This is a genomic window from Mesorhizobium sp. B2-3-12 (assembly GCF_006442205.1).
In the GTDB taxonomy this organism is placed as follows: domain Bacteria; phylum Pseudomonadota; class Alphaproteobacteria; order Rhizobiales; family Rhizobiaceae; genus Mesorhizobium.
Window position 1 is genome coordinate 13,052 of sequence record NZ_VFVR01000009.1, and the last position, 14,512, is coordinate 27,563.

Genomic DNA, 14,512 nt, shown 5'->3' on the forward strand with positions numbered 1-14,512 from the left:
ATATTTTTACGACTGATGGATGCAGTCAAAGTCCTCCCAGAAAATCGTCGTCATCGGCGGCGGCATTGCCGGCCTCTCGTTGGCCGCCGCCGTCGCCGGCTGGGCTGACGTCACCCTCATCGAGCGCGAACCGCATCTGGGTTATCACGCCAGCGGCCGCTCCGCCGCTTTGTTCACCGAGACCTATGGCAACCGGCTGGTGCGCGCACTGACGCTGGCCAGCCGGCAGGCCATCGTCGAGGGCGGCTTCGTCGCCCACCGGCGCGGCGCGCTGCATGTCGGCTGGACCGGCGACGACGCTGCCATCGACCGGCTGGCCGGCGAATTGCAGGCTCTGGTGCCCAGCGTGCGGCGCCTGTCGGCGGCCGAGTTGCACGCGCTGGTTCCGGTCATTGCTGGGGAAACCACCTGCGGCGGCGTCCATGAGCCGGGCGCGGTCGATGTCGACACGGGCAAGATGCTGGCGACCTGCGCGTCCAGGCTGAAGGCCAGCGGCGGCATCATCCGCACCGGCGAGGAGGTTCGCGAGATCGCCCGTACCGGAAATGGCTTCCACGTCATCACCAATGCCGGCACCCATCAGGCCGACATCGTCGTCAACGCCGCGGGCGCCTGGGTCGATGTCGTCGCCGGCATGGCGGGGCTCTCCGGCCTCGGCTTCCAGCCGAAACGGCGCACCGCTTTCCTGTTCGATCCACCCATGGGCATCGACATTGCCGGCTGGCCGCTGGTGGTCGACCTGCACGAACAGTTCTACTTCAAGCCCGATGCCGGCAGGCTGATCGGCTCGCTCGCCGACGAGACGGACTCCGAGCCTTGCGATGCGTATCCGGAAGACATCGACGTCGCCATCGCCGTCGACCGCATCGAACAGGCGACGTCGATGCGCATCGGCCGTCCGTCGACGCCATGGGCGGGCCTGCGTACCTTCGCGCCCGACCGCACGCCGGTCGCCGGCTTCGACCCGCGCCTGCCCGGCTTCTTCTGGCTCGGCGGCCAGGGCGGCTACGGTTTTCAGGTGTCGCTGACACTGGCCAGGCTGAGCGCGGCGCTGATGCGCGGCGAGCCCCTGCCCGGCGATGTCACCGCGCTCGGCGTCACTGCCGCGGCGCTGGCGCCCGATCGCTTCCTTACCCCGGCGGCGACGCCGTGAAGTTTCCTCCCTCAACCCCGAATGTGTCATCAGGAGCGTTTGCGATGAAATCCCTGCGCGCAGTGCTTGCCCCATCCCTTGTGGCCTCGACCCTTCTGGCTTCATCCGTCCTTCTGGGCGGGCAGGCCCATGCCAAGACGCTGGTCTATTGTTCGGAAGCAAACCCCGAGACCTTCAACCCGGCGATCGGCATCGCCGATTCCACCATGGACGCCGCCGCCAAGACGATCTTCAACCGGCTGGTCGAGTTCAAGCCGGGCACGACCGAGGTCGGGCCGGCGCTGGCCGAAAGCTGGGATGTCTCGCCGGACGGCAAGACCTACACCTTCCACCTCAGGCACGGCGTGAAATTCCAGTCGAACGAGCATTTTGCGCCTTCGCGCGACTTCGACGCGGATGACGTGCTCTACACATTCAACCGCCAGCGCGACGCCAACAATCCCTATCACAAGCTCGGCGGCGGCTCTTACGAGTACTTCAACGCGCTGGGCATGGGCACGCTGATCGACAAGATAGACAAGGTCGACGATTACACGGTGCGCTTCACGCTGACGGCTCCCAACGTCACCTTCCTGGCCGGGCTGGCGCTCGACTATCTATCGATCCTGTCGCTGGAGCAGACCGAAAAGATGGTGGCGGCCGGCACGCCGGAACTGATCGACAGCGCCCCGGTCGGCACCGGCCCGTTCGTGCTCCAGGCCTATGTGCCCGACAGCCAGGTCCGCTACGCCGCCAACAAGGATTACTGGCGCGGTGCGCCGAAGATAGACACGCTGGTCTTCGCCATCACGCCCGAGCCGACCACCCGCGTCGAGCGCATCAAGGCCAATGAATGCCAGGTCGCCGCCCCGCCGCCGCCAAGTGCGGTCGCCGACCTGCGTTCCGATCCCGACATCACGGTGCTCGACCTCAAGGGCCAGAACATCGGCATCCTCGGCTTCAATGTCGAACATCCGCCGCTCGGCGATGTGCGCGTGCGCACCGCACTGGCCAAGGCCATCGACCGCAAGGCGATCGTGGAAGCCGTCTATGCCGGCGCCGGCACGGTCGCCGGCAGCGTCGTGCCGCCGGCGCAGCTCGGCGCGGTCACCAATGCCGGCATCGACTATGATCCCGATGGCGCGAAGAAACTGCTCAGGGAAGCCGGCCACGAAAGCGGGCTGAAGATCAGCCTGTGGGCGATGCCGGTGTCGCGCCCCTACAATCCCAACGCCAAGCGCATGGCCGAGATGATCCAGGCCGACTGGGCAAAGGTCGGTGTGCAGTCGGAAATCGTCAGCTTCGAATGGGGCGAATATCTCAAGCGCACCGCGGCGGGCGAGCAGGACACGTTCCTGCTCGGCGGCAGCAGCGACAATGGCGATCCCGACAACATGCTGAGCTATCTGCTCTCCTGCGACGGCGTGAAGGGCGGCTCCAACCGTTCGCGCTGGTGCGACAAGGATTTCGAGAAACTGCTGGACGAAGGCCGCGTCGCCGCCGACCCGAAGGAGCGCGCCGCGATCTACGGCAAGGCGCAGGCAATCCTGAAGGCCGAGGCGCCGGTGGCGCCGATCGCCCATTCGATGGTGGCGATCCCGATCCGCAAGAGCGTGCTCAACTACGTGCTCGACCCCTTCGGCCGGCAGAATTTCGCCGCCGTCGATATGGCCGAGTGAGGCGGGGCACCGTCCCCTCATCCGGCCGCTACGCGGCCACCTTCTCCCCGGTGGGGAGAAGCGATCTTCGAGCGCCGAGTTCCTCTTTCAGCGGCTCCGACAGATGAGCCTGATGAAGCGTGGCGCCCTCTTCTCCCTGACGGGGAGAAGGTGGCCCGAAGGGCCGGATGAGGGGGTCTCTCCAAGGGCATAACGCCAGCCGATCTTGCGAAAATCCCGTGCTCCACAAAAGCGAGACCATCATGCCAAAAGACCTGAACGCCCTCCTCGCCTCTTACCTCGCCGATGGCGCTGTAGGCGCCTCACTGGCCTATGCGCGCAAGGGCGAAACGCCGACCGCCCTCACCGCTGGCCTCGCCGACAGCGCGCGTGGCACCCCTGTCACGCCGGACCGGCTGTTCAAGATCGGCAGCTGCACCAAGACCTTCGTCGCCGCGGCCCTGGTCAAGCTCGCCGAGACCGGCAAGCTCGATCTCGGTGCGCCGATCTCGGCCTGGTTCCCGGACCTGCCGGGCGCCAAGGATATTTCTGTGCGCCAGCTGATCAACCATCGCAACGGCCTGCCGGAATTCGAATATTACATCCCCATGGACCCGAGCCGGCAATGGACGCCGCGACAGCTGGTCGACATCGCCTTCGCTTCCGACAAGCAGAAGGCGCCGGGCGGACCCGCGGTCTACAACAACACCGGCTATGTCCTGGCAGGCATGGTGATCGAGGCTGTCACCGGCCAGCCGCTGGGCGCCTACGTCAGGAGCGCGATCCTCGAACCGCTCGGCCTGAAAAACACCTGGTCGCCGGCGACCGAGGCGTTTCCCGAGAAATCGATGGTGCGCGGCTATTATCACCGGCCGCCGCCAGCGCCCAACGCGCCCACCGACATCGCCTCGGGCGGCGAGATGTGGCGCATGGACGGCGTGCTGCCCTATTCCGACGCATTGCAGGATTCTTCCGATTCCTTCCCGTTCGGCGCCGCCTATGGCTGCGGCGACATGGTATCGACGCCATCCGACATGGTGGGCTTCATGCGCGGCCTGTTCTCAGGCAAGCTGTTGTACCAGCCCTTCTTCGCCGAGATGTTCGAACAGCGCGTGCCGGCGAGTTTTCCAGGCACGCGCATGCGCGAGACGGGTGCCGGCATGTTCCAGAGCGCCTATGCCGGCCGCGCCTTCTACGGCCACCAGGGCAGCATTCCAGGCTACGTCGCCGTCATGCTGCATGATCCCCTGACGGACCTCACCATCGCCATGACCAGCAATGTCGGCTCCGGCAACCGCCTGTCCTTCCAGGCCAGCGGCCTGCACCCGGTGGTCGATCAGGCGATCGAGGCAATCTTGGAACGATGATCTTCCAGGGGGAAATCGAGTTGCGGCTTTCAGAGGACTGACGCGGCGTGGTGCGCGAACGTCAGCCACCTCTGCGCCTTTCGAAGAGCTGAAGGTATCGTTCGAACACGAAAAGCCGATTACGCCTTTGGCCGGTGACTTCGGCCAGAACGCCGTGGCTTATGAGATCGGCAATCAACGACGTGGCCGTGTTCGTCGTCGTGTCCAGTAGAATGGTGACGCCTTTTACGTCGACCAATGGACGCTTGTAGAGATGTCTTACAAGCTGTTGCGCGTTTCCTTGACGGCGATGGCTGAAGCGCGGCAGCGTTTCCCGTTCTATCCGCTCTTTGAGCACCAAAATCTTGCGGAACACGTCAGCAGACGCGCGCGCTGTCTCCTCAACCCCATGGAGAAAGAAGATAAGCCACTCCCGCATGTGGTTACCTTCGCGCACGGCCATGAGGTGATCGATGTAGGCGGTCTTGTTGCGTTCAAAATAGTCGGACAGGTAGAGCGCCGGTTTGACAAGGAGGCCCTGCGAGGAGAGGTAAAGCGAGATCATAAGGCGGCCTAGCCGCCCGTTGCCATCCAGGAACGGATGGATGGTTTCGAATTGATAGTGGGCGATCGCAATGCGGATGAGCGGCGGCACGCGCAGGCTGTCGTCATGGATGAATTTCTCCATGTCGCTCATGAGCTCGGACACATGCTCATGATGCGGGGGCACGAACGCCGCGTCTCTTAGACTGACGCCAATCCAGTTCTGACTGTTTCGAAATTCGCCGGGCTGCTTGGTTTCGCCGCGCACGCCTTGCATGAGGATGGCATGTGTTTCCTTCAGCAGTCTGTTGGATAAAGGCAGGCGCTCGAGGCTAACAATGGCGCTATTGATCGCTTGGATGTAGTTCTGTACCTCTCCCCAGTCGTCACGCGCTTCGGGAGACAGGTCTTCGATCTGTTTGAAGGCGTCCTCGATATTGGTCTGGGTGCCCTCGATGCGGCTCGACTGCGTGGCTTCCTTCGCGACATACATGCTGATGAAGAAATCAATGTCGGGGACGAGTTGCGCGAATGCGTTCAATTCGGCCAATGCGCGGTCGGCGCGACCCAGCACATCTATGACTTCCGGGCTGGAGATGATCCAGGGATGATGGACCGGGGTCGGCAAGAAACTACGATATTCCAGCCGCTTTTCGTAGCGTCCCGACCTGTAGGCTGACAAATCCATATTTCAGAAACATCCCCGATTTCTGCAATAAGGAAATCCATATGTCAGATTCTGCCAACTTCCAACAGATGTTTCATTTTCGGGGGCATGTTTCTGAAATAACGGTCGACCCTGTTTCAGAAACTTTCCGCTACGCGGCGCGGCGAGATGATGGATTGCATCCCGCCATATGAGACGCTGTCCGACCCTGACACGAGATGCCGCCATGAAGTCCATACTGCTGTTGCGGCTCGCGTCGCGGGACGAGAAGGCCAGGTAGGCAACGTCAATCTTCGTCCGTCCAGATCAGGCGCAGCAGGCGGAGCAGCGTTGCCCGCTCCTTGGCTGTCAGCCGTTGCAGGAACCGGTCTTCGTGCCGGCGCACCTGTTGGCGCCATCCAGGCATGGCCTTGCGCGCGGCCGGTGTCAGCGTCAGCACCCGCACGCGCTTGTCGTCCGCGTGGTCGTCGCGCTCCACCAGCCCTCGCTCTTCGAGGTCGGCCAGCAGCGGCGCCATGTTGGCGCTCTTCATGCCGAGCTGGCGGCAGAGTTCCGCGGCACGGATGCCGGGCTGTTCGTCGATAAGCGCCAGCATGCCGTAGGTGACCGGGCGCAGCGCCGCATCGGCCAGCTCGACGGCGAAATCACTCAAGGCCAAGGTCGAGGCACGCCTGAGATTGTAGCCGATCTGCGCGTCGAGCGCGTCTTTTGCCGACACGTCCGGGGCGCCGGGAGCAGCGTGAGCTTCTTTATCATCCATGGCTGAACCGATCGCCGCGACCAAGGTCCTTGTCAAGCGAAAAAGACTATGCGACATAGCAAAGTAGATAGCTATGCAACATAGCAATTTCCGAACGGAATGGGAGGACGCAGACCATGACCGAAGAGCCCGTCGCCTTCGATGTCGAGAACGGCATCGCCTGGGTGCGCTTCAACCGGCCGGACAAGCGCAATTGCATGAACCCGGCGCTCAACCGGCGCATGATGGAGGTTCTGGACGCGCTCGAATTCCGCGACGATGTCGGCGTGCTGGTGCTGTCGGGAGAAGGCAGCGCCTGGTCGGCCGGTATGGACCTCAAGGAGTATTTCCGCGAGACCGAAGCCAAGGGCCTCGGCGCCATCCGCAAGGCGCAGGCGGAAGCCTATGGCTGGTGGCGGCGCCTGCGCTGGTACGGCAAGCCGACCATCGCCATGGTCAATGGCTGGTGTTTCGGCGGCGGCTATGGCCCGCTCTTCGCCTGCGACCTCGCCTTCGCCGCCGACGAGGCGCAATTCGCCTTGTCCGAGATCAACTGGGGCATCCTGCCCGGCGGCGGCGCCACCAAGGTGGTGGTCGACCTCCTGTCGATGCGCGACGCCATGTATCACGCGCTGACCGGCGAACTCATCGACGGCAGGAAAGCCGCCGCCTGGAAGCTGGTCAATGAAAGCCTGCCGCTGGCCGACCTGAAGACGCGCGTCACCGAGGTCGCGAACGTGCTTTTGAAGAAGAACCCGATTGCCCTGAAAGCGACCAAGGACGCCATCCGCCGCGTCGCCGAAATGACTTATGACAATGCCGAGGACTATCTTGTGCGGGCGCAGGAAGCGGCCAACTCCCACGACAACGAGGGCCGCAAGGAAGGCATCCGCCAGTTCATCGACGAAAAGAGCTACAAACCGGGTCTCGGCGCCTACGACAAGGCGAGATGACGCGGTAAGACGCAATCTGGGAGGAGATGCGAATGCCGGCCCCGACGACATCGGATCCCATCGCCCTGCATGCCGGAGGCCAGCCGGACCGTCTCGCCTGTGTCGACCTGGCAACCGGCCGGCGCTGGACTTATGCGGCGCTCGACGAGGCCATCCAGCGCGCCGTCGGCGTCCTCGAAACCGCTTGGGACGTCGAACAGGGCCAACGCATCGCCACGCTTGCCCGCAACAGCGCCGATCTCCTGATCCTGCAACAGGCCGCGATGCGGCTCGGCGCCATCTTCGTGCCGCTCAACTGGCGCCTCGCCGGTGCCGAACGGCGGGCGATCCTGGCCGATTGCGGTCCGGCGCTGCTGCTGCATGACGCGGCCCTTGGATTGGCGCCAACCGACGGCTGCATGTCGGTGGACATCGCTGCCTTCGCAAGGGCGGTCGAGGCCCAGGCGCCGGCGCCGCGCCGCGTCTTGCCGGCCAGCGATGCGCCGTCGATCATCCTCTACACGTCGGGCACGTCGGGCCAGCCCAAAGGCGTCGTCGTCACCGAGAGCAACGCCTTGGCCACGGCAGTCAATTTCGGCGTGCTCGGGCGCGTCGGCAATGCCAGCGTCTTCCTCTGCGATGCGCCGATGTTCCATGTCATCGGCCTCGTCACCAGCCTGCGTCCACCGCTGCTGCAGGGCGGCACGGTGCTGATCTCGCCCGGCTTCGATGCCGATGTGACCAACCGCCGGCTGGCCGATCCCTCACTCGGCGTCACCCATTATTTCTGCGTGCCGCAGATGGCCCGGATGCTGCGGGAACATCCCGACTTCGCGCCGTCGCGCTGGACGTCCCTCACCGCCATCTTCACCGGCGGCGCGCCGAACCCGGCCATCGATGTCAACTGGTGGCTGGCTCAAGGCATCCGCATGGTCGACGGCTTCGGCATGACCGAAGCCGGCACCGTGCTTGGCATGCCGGTCGAGGCCGGGCGGATCGCCAGCAAGGCCGGCTCGGCCGGCCTGCCGGCGCCGACGATCGGCCTGCGTATCGTCGACGACGACGGCAAGGAGGTCGCGGCCAACGAACCGGGCGAGATATGGCTGTCCGGCCCGTCGATCACGCCGGGCTACTGGAACCGGCCGGAAGAGACGGCGCGCGCCTTCACCAGCGATGGCTGGTTCCGCACCGGCGACATCGCGCGGCGCGATGACGAAGGCTTCGTCACCCTCGTCGACCGCCGCAAGGACATGTTCATCTCCGGTGGCGAGAACGTCTATCCCGTCGAAATCGAGATGGTGCTGCTCGAGCATCCCGACATCGCCGAAGCCGCCGTGATCGGCGTCGCCGACGAGCGCTGGGGCGAAGTCGGTCGCGCCTTCGTCGTGGTCAAACCCGGCCGGACCGTGGATCCGGCCGCGCTGGCAAGCCATTGCGGCGACCGCATCGCCCGCTACAAGGTGCCGAAGCAGTTCCTGCTCGCCGAGGCGCTGCCGCGCACCGCGTCCGGCAAGATCCAGAAACACATTTTGCGTGGCTGGACAGCACCGGACGGGCAGCGAGTCTGACCCGAGCCGAGGTTCAGCTTAACTCGCGGAGCGGAAGATTGCTGTCGCCTCGGCAACGATCCGCGCATTGTCCTTTGCCACCGTTCCGTCGGCAAGCGTCTTGCCGTCCTCCAGCCCGACCCGCGTCGACCAGCGCTTTTGCCGCGCCAGGTCCACGAACGGCCAGACGGTGCCGTCGACGCCATGCAGCAGGATCGGCCGCCGCACCCCGGCGCGTTCGAGCACGGCGGCGATGCCGTGCGCCTCGTCGAGGGCCGTGGGCAGGTCCGGTATGTCGATCTCGATCAGGATACGCAGCACGCGGCCGCGGTCGGCGAGCCCCACGAAGCGCTCCGCATCTTCCGTGGTGGCAAGCCCCGCCTCGATGCCGACGCCCTGCTCGCGCAACAGCGCCATCACGGCGGGCGCGTCGGCTTCCGAGAGATTGACCGAGGCATAGTCGGGCAGCTCGCGCCAGGCGGCGATCGCCGCGCGGGTCCGCGCCACATCGTTCTCGATCCAGGCGCCGGTCGACACGCCGATCAATGTGCCCGGGCAGGCCTGCCGCACGGCAAGGACCGTCGCATCCACCGCCGCCAGGCTTTCGCGGCCGTTCTCGCCGCGCGGATGGATGTGCAGTTCGGCGGCACCCGCGCCGACGCAGGAAACGGCATCCGCGGCCATCGCGTGCGCCGTCAGCGGCAGGCTGGGATGGAAATCGCGCGGCCGCGCGCCGTTGATGCAGGCCTGGACGATCATCGATTTCACCTCGGACAAAAGAGCGCAGTCTAGACAGCCCGCCACACCGCGCAAAGCCCGTGGCGCCGTCACTCCTGACAAACGGGCACCGCCACCGGCTGCCCCTCTCCAGTGCGTTCGCCGGCATTTGAATAAAAGGCGCTTGTGGATATTTACCCCACATTGCGCCAGACCGGCCAAGATACATTAGGGCGGGTTAATGGAGGGACCATTGACCAGCGATTTTTCAGCCGCCCGTCTCCATCTCGAACGCGCCTACCACTATCTGCGCGGCAATGACGAGACGAGCCGCGCCACATGCGAGGCCCTCGACCTGTTGATCGAGATGGTGGCGGAAGCACAACACAGGAAGCCGGAACCCGGGGTGCTGGAATTTCCCCGAGCGGCGGCGCGTCGTCACGGCTGACAAAACGCGTCGCGTTCAGCGGATTCAGCCCGCGCGCATCGGATCTTCGCCTTCACGCATGTCGCTGTCCAGATCGCTTAGCGACATGCGTTTTGTCCAATCAGGACGCCGTGCGTCTCGATGCGCCGCCGGCCAATCCCGCCGCGCGCGCCACGATCCCATCCAGCGGTTCGGGCCGGTGCAGCAGAAACCCCTGGCCGAACTCGACGCCCATATCGTCCAGCATGGCCACGATGTCCTGCCGCTCGATCTTCTCGGCCACCACGGCGCAGCCGAGGCTGCGGGCGATGCTGGTGATGGCCAGCACGATCTCGCGGTCGAAGCGGCTTTCGGCGATGTTCTCGATGAAGGAGCCGTCGATCTTGATGGCATCGACCGGAAAGCGCCTGAGATATTCGAACGAGCTCATGCCGGCGCCGAAATCGTCGAGGCTGACCCTGCAGCGCCGCTCGCGCGCCCTGCGCACGAAGGTTTCGGCGGCATCGAAATTGGTGACGGCGGCGGTTTCGGTGATCTCGAAGCCGATGCCCGAATGCGGCGCCCCGGTTTCCTCGATGATGCTGTCGACGAAGTCCCACAGTCCGGGATCGCTCAGCGTCTGCGCCGACAGGTTGAAGCCGAGCGTGATGGCGCCGGATTTCATCGCCGCGCCGTGCCGTGACAGCGCCGTGCGTATGATCCAGCGGTCCAGCCGCGCGGCAACGCCGAAGCGCTCCGCCGCCGGAATGAATTCGCCGGGCGGGATCAGCCGGCCGCCCTTTGCGGCCAGCCGCGCCAGCACCTCGACGTGGCGGCTCTCTTCCCAGGGCCTGCCCAGCCGGTGGATCTCCTGGCCGAACAGTTTCAGCCTGCCGTCTTCCATGGCGTCCACCGTGTCGGCGGCCAGCCGTGCGGCGTTGAGGCCGCCCGAACCGGCGGCGGTCTCGGCCGAAAACAGCGCGAAGCGATCGCGCCCGGCGGCCTTCGCCGCGTAGCAGGCATCGTCGGCGCAAGCCAATGCGTCGGCAACCGTGGTGAGAGGGTCGTGGATGATGGCGATGCCGATGCTGGCCGCCAGTCGCCGCGACGTCGCGGCGAGGCCGAGATCGGCGTCGCGCACGGCCGTCAGGATCGCGCCTGCCAGTTGCTCGGCCTGATCGACATCGCAATCGGGCACCATCAGCGCGAACTCGTCGCCGCCGAGCCGCGCCGCATGCGCCGATGGCGGCAGGCAGCGGCCAATGCCCGCCGCGACGCCCTTCAGCGCCAGATCGCCGGCGGCATGGCCGGCGAAGTCGTTGAGCGCCTTGAAATAATCGAGGTCGACATAGAACACCGCCAGCGGCACGCGCGTGGCGATATGATCGGCGAGCAGCCTGTCGAAGGCGGCGCGGTTCCAAAGGCCGGTCAGCGCATCGTGGCGGGCGGCGAAGGCAAGCTCCTGTTCGCGCAGTCTGTCCTCGGTGATGTCGCGCACGGTGCCCAGGACCTGGCCGGTGGCACCGGCGGCGGCGACGAAGCGCAGCAGCGATTCGACATGGCGGATCTGGCCGTCACGCTTGATAATCCGGTACTGCGCGGCGATGACGCCGTCGGTTTCCAACGGCACCTTGTGGGCGCTTTCGGCGGCGTCCTTGTCGTCGGGATGCAAGTAGCTGTGCCAGAGATCCGCCGTCACCTCGTCGGTCACCGCGACGAGGCCGAATATCTCTCTTGTGCGCGAGTCCCAATAGCTCTTGTTGGTAGCGATGTCGTAGTGCCAGATGCCGGTGCCGCTGGCGGCGAGCGCCAGTCGAAAGCGGATGTTGACCTGTTCGAGCGCGGCTTCGGCCGCCTTCTGCTTGGAGATGTCGGTCTGCACGCCCATCAGCCTGAGCGGCTTGCCGTCAGCGTCGCTCTCGACGATGCCGCCTCGGTCGAGCACCCACACCCAGTGGCCCTGCTTGTGCTTCAGCCGGAGTTCGGTCTCGATGGCGTCGGTCAGCCCGGCAATGTGGCGGTCGCCGCTTGCCAGCGCCCGCTCGCGGTCATCGGGATGGGTCAGTTGCAGCCACAGGTCGCTGGTGGCGGCAAGCTCGTTCTCGTCGTAGCCAAGCATCCGCGCCCAGGTCTCGGAGTAGAAACAATCGCCGGTGCGGAGATCCCAGTCCCAGACGCCAAGATGGGCACGCTCCAGGGCCTTGGCCCAGAACGCTCCGTTGCGATTTTTCCTACCCTGACGCGCCATCGTCCGTTTCGCCTGCCCCATCCCGCGGGCAATCTGCGGCAAAACCAGAGAAGAAACAGTTACTGGGACGCCGGGGCCGGCGTGCTGGCTTTCCTCGCCTGCCATGCCGCCTTTCGATTGGCCGGCAAGAACCGGAGTTTTGCGCGCGTCCGATCATCGTAGGGATAGCCAGGGATCATCGACCCCGGTGATCCAGACAAGAAGAGGACCTCCCTATGACCAAGCAGGAAGACAACAAGGCCGTCGTCGTCAGATGGTTCACCGACTTCTGGGGTGAAACCTGCGACCTCTCGGTCGTCGACGCGGTCGCCGCGCCCGACATGCTGCTGAAATACTCGCTGCACGAGCCACGCCGGGGCCGCGACGACATCAAGGCCTTCATGACCGATTTCCGCGCCGCCTTCCCGGACCTCAACTTCTGGGCCACCGCCGACCTCATCGCCGAGGGCGACTATGTCGTCGGCCAGTGGGAGGGCGGCGGCACGCATACCGGCCCGGCCTTCGGCGATTTCCTGACCGGCTCGCTGCCCGCCGCCACCGGCCGTACCATGCGCTTCACCGGCACCACGGTGCTGAAGGTGATCGACGGCAGGATCGTCGAGGAAATCGGTCTCGACGACGGCGTCGCCGCCCTCACCCAGCTCGGCCTGATCAAGGCGGCCTGACAAACTTAGCCGAAATCGAGGCTTTGGCCAGGCGGCATTGCCGCCGCCTGGCCATGCCGGTTACTGGCTCGGCGCCATCGCGTGTTCGCACGACACTTTCGGATTCATGTCGGCGAAGGTGCCGGTCGGGTTGCCTTTCCAGGCCCAGACATGCAGCTCGTAGAACTCTCCCAGGCCATAGCGGTTGGGCGCGCTGTTGAAGTTGAACAGCTGTCCCTCCAGCGACGCCGGCCCCTTCGAGGTGATGTATTCGACCGCCACCAGCTTCAGCGTGCCGTCGGCCATCGGCTCGTACATCACCGCTTCGGGACGGGCGATGTCGATCCTGTCGTCCTTCAGATACCCGCCATTGACATAGTGGATGCCCATCGCGCCGCCGGTGGTGCCGCTGGCGCAGGGAATGGGCGCATAGCCTTCCGCCGTCGCCGCATTGACGTCGAGAAACCGGCTGTTGGCGGCCCGCACCTTTTCGGCCAGCGGATTGGCATCCGGCGCGCCCGCGGCCGCCTCCTGATGTGCTTGGGCGAAACCCGTATAGACGGCCAGCATGGCCCCCGCCATGAGAAACCCGTTGCGAAAGTTTGATTTCATATCCATTCCATTCCTGTTGATAAAGCACGGCTGGCCGGCCGCCGGAAATACGGCGGCGCGACAGGCAAGCGCCGTGGCTGTTGCTGCTTGAAGATCCCGAAAACGCGGCGAATGCCGGTTATCCCTTCGGCAGATACGGGATCGTTCCCGCAAGATCGGTGTCGTCGATCAGCTGGAAACGGCTGTCGCTGCCGCCCTGGCGAGCCGAGACGAAAGGCGCGTAGGCCGGATCGCTGGTGAAGGCGCGCGCCGCCGCTTCGGACGGGAACGCCATCAAGGCGATCAGCGTGGTGTCGAGCGGCTGGCCTTCGAGCGTCTTCACATTGCCGCTGCGCGACAGATATCTGCCGCCATGCTTGTGGACGAGTTCGTGCACCGACGCGGCATAGGCCGGCACCCATTTCGGGTCCTTCATCTTGATGTCCGCGATAACGTAAGCAGTCATGATGGTCTCCTGGTTGCGGCGCACAGGAGTATCCCGTGCAGCCGTCCAGAGGGCTCGCATGGCGGGGCCCGAGCCAGCCAGTCCGCGATCTGTACCGGGCCGGTACAGTTTCTGTACTCGCCGCTTCAATCACGAAGGACTAATGTTCTGCCGCAGGTTCGAGGGAGAGGCACGGTCATGACCCAGCACGGATACAAACAGTTCTGCCCGCTATCGATGGCCGCCGAGGTGCTGTGCACCCGCTGGACGATGGTGCTGATGCGCGAGCTGGTCGCGGGTTCGACCCGTTTCAACGACCTGCGCCGCGGCGTGCCGAAAATGTCGCCGACCCTTCTGTCGCAACGGCTTAAGGAGCTTGAACTGGCGGGGATCGTCGAGCGCAAGGAGGTCCAGGGCGAGAAAGGGATTTTCGAATACCGGCTGACCGAGGCCGGCCGGGATTTGCGCCCGGTCGTCGAGGCGATGGGGTTCTGGGGCCAGAAATGGGTCGAGTCCCGGCTGTCGCTGAAGAACCTCGATCCGTCGTTGCTGATGTGGGACATGCGGCGCAATCTGAACCCCTCGCCCCTGCCGGAAGGACGCACGGTGATACAGTTCCTGTATCAGGAACTTCCGGCCTCCAAGCGCTCCTGGTGGCTGATTGTCGAAAAGCACGGCGAGGTCGACCTGTGCTGGTACGATCCAGGCTTCGACGTCGACCTCTATGTCTCGACCGACCTGCACACGATGACGGCGATCTGGATGGGAGTGCTCACCGTCGAGAAGGCCGGCGCGAAGGTCGTCCTGACCGGCGACCAGGCCATCGGCAGGCAAATGCAGACCTGGCTCGGCCTCAGCCCCTTCGCGGTGGAACCCAAGCGCGCGGCGTAGGAGCCA

Annotated in this window: 14 protein-coding genes; 8 read left to right on the forward strand and 6 right to left on the reverse strand. The window is 65.0% G+C overall.

Annotated features, from left to right (window positions below; translation table 11 throughout):
* Positions 1 to 19: 19 nt before the first annotated feature.
* From FJ948_RS23270 to FJ948_RS23280, 3 genes are all read left to right on the forward strand, one after another.
* Positions 20 to 1,153, forward strand: coding sequence for an FAD-dependent oxidoreductase (locus FJ948_RS23270; protein WP_140708570.1), 1,134 nt, complete (start codon positions 20 to 22; stop codon positions 1,151 to 1,153).
* Positions 1,154 to 1,197: 44 nt separating this feature from the next.
* Complete coding sequence (locus FJ948_RS23275; protein ID WP_140708572.1) at positions 1,198 to 2,811, forward strand: ABC transporter substrate-binding protein; 1,614 nt, start codon at positions 1,198 to 1,200, stop codon at positions 2,809 to 2,811.
* Between the two features lie 242 nt (positions 2,812 to 3,053).
* The gene (locus FJ948_RS23280; protein ID WP_140708574.1) at positions 3,054 to 4,157 is read left to right on the forward strand and encodes a serine hydrolase domain-containing protein; all 1,104 of its coding nucleotides are present in this window, start codon (positions 3,054 to 3,056) and stop codon (positions 4,155 to 4,157) included.
* Positions 4,158 to 4,218: 61 nt separating this feature from the next.
* Here FJ948_RS23280 and FJ948_RS23285 read toward each other — a convergent pair whose 3' ends face one another.
* Together FJ948_RS23285 and FJ948_RS23290 are read right to left on the reverse strand one after the other, a co-directional pair.
* Entirely contained in the window at positions 4,219 to 5,367 is a 1,149-nt protein-coding gene (locus FJ948_RS23285; RefSeq protein ID WP_140708576.1) for a Fic family protein, read from the reverse strand.
* Positions 5,368 to 5,632: 265 nt separating this feature from the next.
* Entirely contained in the window at positions 5,633 to 6,130 is a 498-nt protein-coding gene (locus tag FJ948_RS23290; RefSeq protein WP_246677592.1) for a MarR family transcriptional regulator, read from the reverse strand.
* A 92-nt stretch (positions 6,131 to 6,222) separates the two neighbouring features.
* Between FJ948_RS23290 and FJ948_RS23295 the strand changes: the two genes are divergently transcribed.
* Both FJ948_RS23295 and FJ948_RS23300 read left to right on the forward strand, forming a co-directional pair.
* A complete protein-coding gene (locus FJ948_RS23295; RefSeq protein WP_140708577.1) occupies positions 6,223 to 7,038 on the forward strand; it encodes a p-hydroxycinnamoyl CoA hydratase/lyase in 816 nt (271 codons plus the stop codon).
* A 32-nt stretch (positions 7,039 to 7,070) separates the two neighbouring features.
* Complete coding sequence (locus FJ948_RS23300) at positions 7,071 to 8,585, forward strand: AMP-binding protein (protein ID WP_246677593.1); 1,515 nt, start codon at positions 7,071 to 7,073, stop codon at positions 8,583 to 8,585.
* A gap of 18 nt (positions 8,586 to 8,603) precedes the next feature.
* Here FJ948_RS23300 and FJ948_RS23305 read toward each other — a convergent pair whose 3' ends face one another.
* The gene (locus tag FJ948_RS23305) at positions 8,604 to 9,323 is read right to left on the reverse strand and encodes a 3-keto-5-aminohexanoate cleavage protein (RefSeq protein ID WP_140708580.1); all 720 of its coding nucleotides are present in this window, start codon (positions 9,321 to 9,323) and stop codon (positions 8,604 to 8,606) included.
* Between the two features lie 211 nt (positions 9,324 to 9,534).
* Here FJ948_RS23305 and FJ948_RS23310 point away from each other — a divergent pair, with 211 nt between their 5' ends.
* A complete protein-coding gene (locus FJ948_RS23310) occupies positions 9,535 to 9,729 on the forward strand; it encodes a hypothetical protein (RefSeq protein ID WP_181173788.1) in 195 nt (64 codons plus the stop codon).
* 100 nt (positions 9,730 to 9,829) lie between these two features.
* On the opposite strand, the gene FJ948_RS23315 is transcribed toward FJ948_RS23310, so the two are convergent.
* Positions 9,830 to 11,935 (reverse strand): EAL domain-containing protein, encoded by a 2,106-nt coding sequence (locus FJ948_RS23315; RefSeq protein WP_140708584.1) that lies wholly within the window; start codon positions 11,933 to 11,935, stop codon positions 9,830 to 9,832.
* 215 nt (positions 11,936 to 12,150) lie between these two features.
* Between FJ948_RS23315 and FJ948_RS23320 the strand changes: the two genes are divergently transcribed.
* Positions 12,151 to 12,600 carry an ester cyclase gene (locus FJ948_RS23320; protein WP_140708586.1) on the forward strand — a complete coding sequence of 150 codons (450 nt, stop codon included), beginning with the start codon at positions 12,151 to 12,153 and terminating at the stop codon, positions 12,598 to 12,600.
* Between the two features lie 60 nt (positions 12,601 to 12,660).
* Here the strand turns inward: FJ948_RS23320 and FJ948_RS23325 are convergent, their stop codons facing one another.
* Together FJ948_RS23325 and FJ948_RS23330 are read right to left on the reverse strand one after the other, a co-directional pair.
* Positions 12,661 to 13,197, reverse strand: coding sequence for a hypothetical protein (locus FJ948_RS23325; protein WP_181173789.1), 537 nt, complete (start codon positions 13,195 to 13,197; stop codon positions 12,661 to 12,663).
* A 112-nt stretch (positions 13,198 to 13,309) separates the two neighbouring features.
* Positions 13,310 to 13,636 carry a DUF1330 domain-containing protein gene (locus FJ948_RS23330; RefSeq protein WP_140708588.1) on the reverse strand — a complete coding sequence of 109 codons (327 nt, stop codon included), beginning with the start codon at positions 13,634 to 13,636 and terminating at the stop codon, positions 13,310 to 13,312.
* 177 nt (positions 13,637 to 13,813) lie between these two features.
* On the opposite strand from FJ948_RS23330, the gene FJ948_RS23335 reads away from it, so the two are divergent.
* Positions 13,814 to 14,506, forward strand: coding sequence for a helix-turn-helix domain-containing protein (locus FJ948_RS23335; RefSeq protein WP_140708590.1), 693 nt, complete (start codon positions 13,814 to 13,816; stop codon positions 14,504 to 14,506).
* The last annotated feature ends 6 nt before the right edge of the window (positions 14,507 to 14,512 follow it).

Excerpts from the sequence above, each read along its gene's own strand:
- FJ948_RS23335 (WP_140708590.1), top strand. The coding sequence starts at position 13,814 with ATGACCCAGCACGGATACAAACAGTTCTGCCCGCTATCGATGGCCGCC.
- FJ948_RS23295 (WP_140708577.1), top strand. The coding sequence starts at position 6,223 with ATGACCGAAGAGCCCGTCGCCTTCGATGTCGAGAACGGCATCGCCTGG.
- FJ948_RS23285 (WP_140708576.1), bottom strand. The coding sequence starts at position 5,367 with ATGGATTTGTCAGCCTACAGGTCGGGACGCTACGAAAAGCGGCTGGAA.
- FJ948_RS23305 (WP_140708580.1), bottom strand. The coding sequence starts at position 9,323 with ATGATCGTCCAGGCCTGCATCAACGGCGCGCGGCCGCGCGATTTCCAT.
- FJ948_RS23320 (WP_140708586.1), top strand. The coding sequence starts at position 12,151 with ATGACCAAGCAGGAAGACAACAAGGCCGTCGTCGTCAGATGGTTCACC.
- FJ948_RS23315 (WP_140708584.1), bottom strand. The coding sequence starts at position 11,935 with ATGGCGCGTCAGGGTAGGAAAAATCGCAACGGAGCGTTCTGGGCCAAG.
- FJ948_RS23325 (WP_181173789.1), bottom strand. The coding sequence starts at position 13,197 with ATGGATATGAAATCAAACTTTCGCAACGGGTTTCTCATGGCGGGGGCC.
- FJ948_RS23280 (WP_140708574.1), top strand. The coding sequence starts at position 3,054 with ATGCCAAAAGACCTGAACGCCCTCCTCGCCTCTTACCTCGCCGATGGC.
- FJ948_RS23330 (WP_140708588.1), bottom strand. The coding sequence starts at position 13,636 with ATGACTGCTTACGTTATCGCGGACATCAAGATGAAGGACCCGAAATGG.
- FJ948_RS23275 (WP_140708572.1), top strand. The coding sequence starts at position 1,198 with ATGAAATCCCTGCGCGCAGTGCTTGCCCCATCCCTTGTGGCCTCGACC.
- FJ948_RS23300 (WP_246677593.1), top strand. The coding sequence starts at position 7,071 with ATGCCGGCCCCGACGACATCGGATCCCATCGCCCTGCATGCCGGAGGC.
- FJ948_RS23270 (WP_140708570.1), top strand. The coding sequence starts at position 20 with ATGCAGTCAAAGTCCTCCCAGAAAATCGTCGTCATCGGCGGCGGCATT.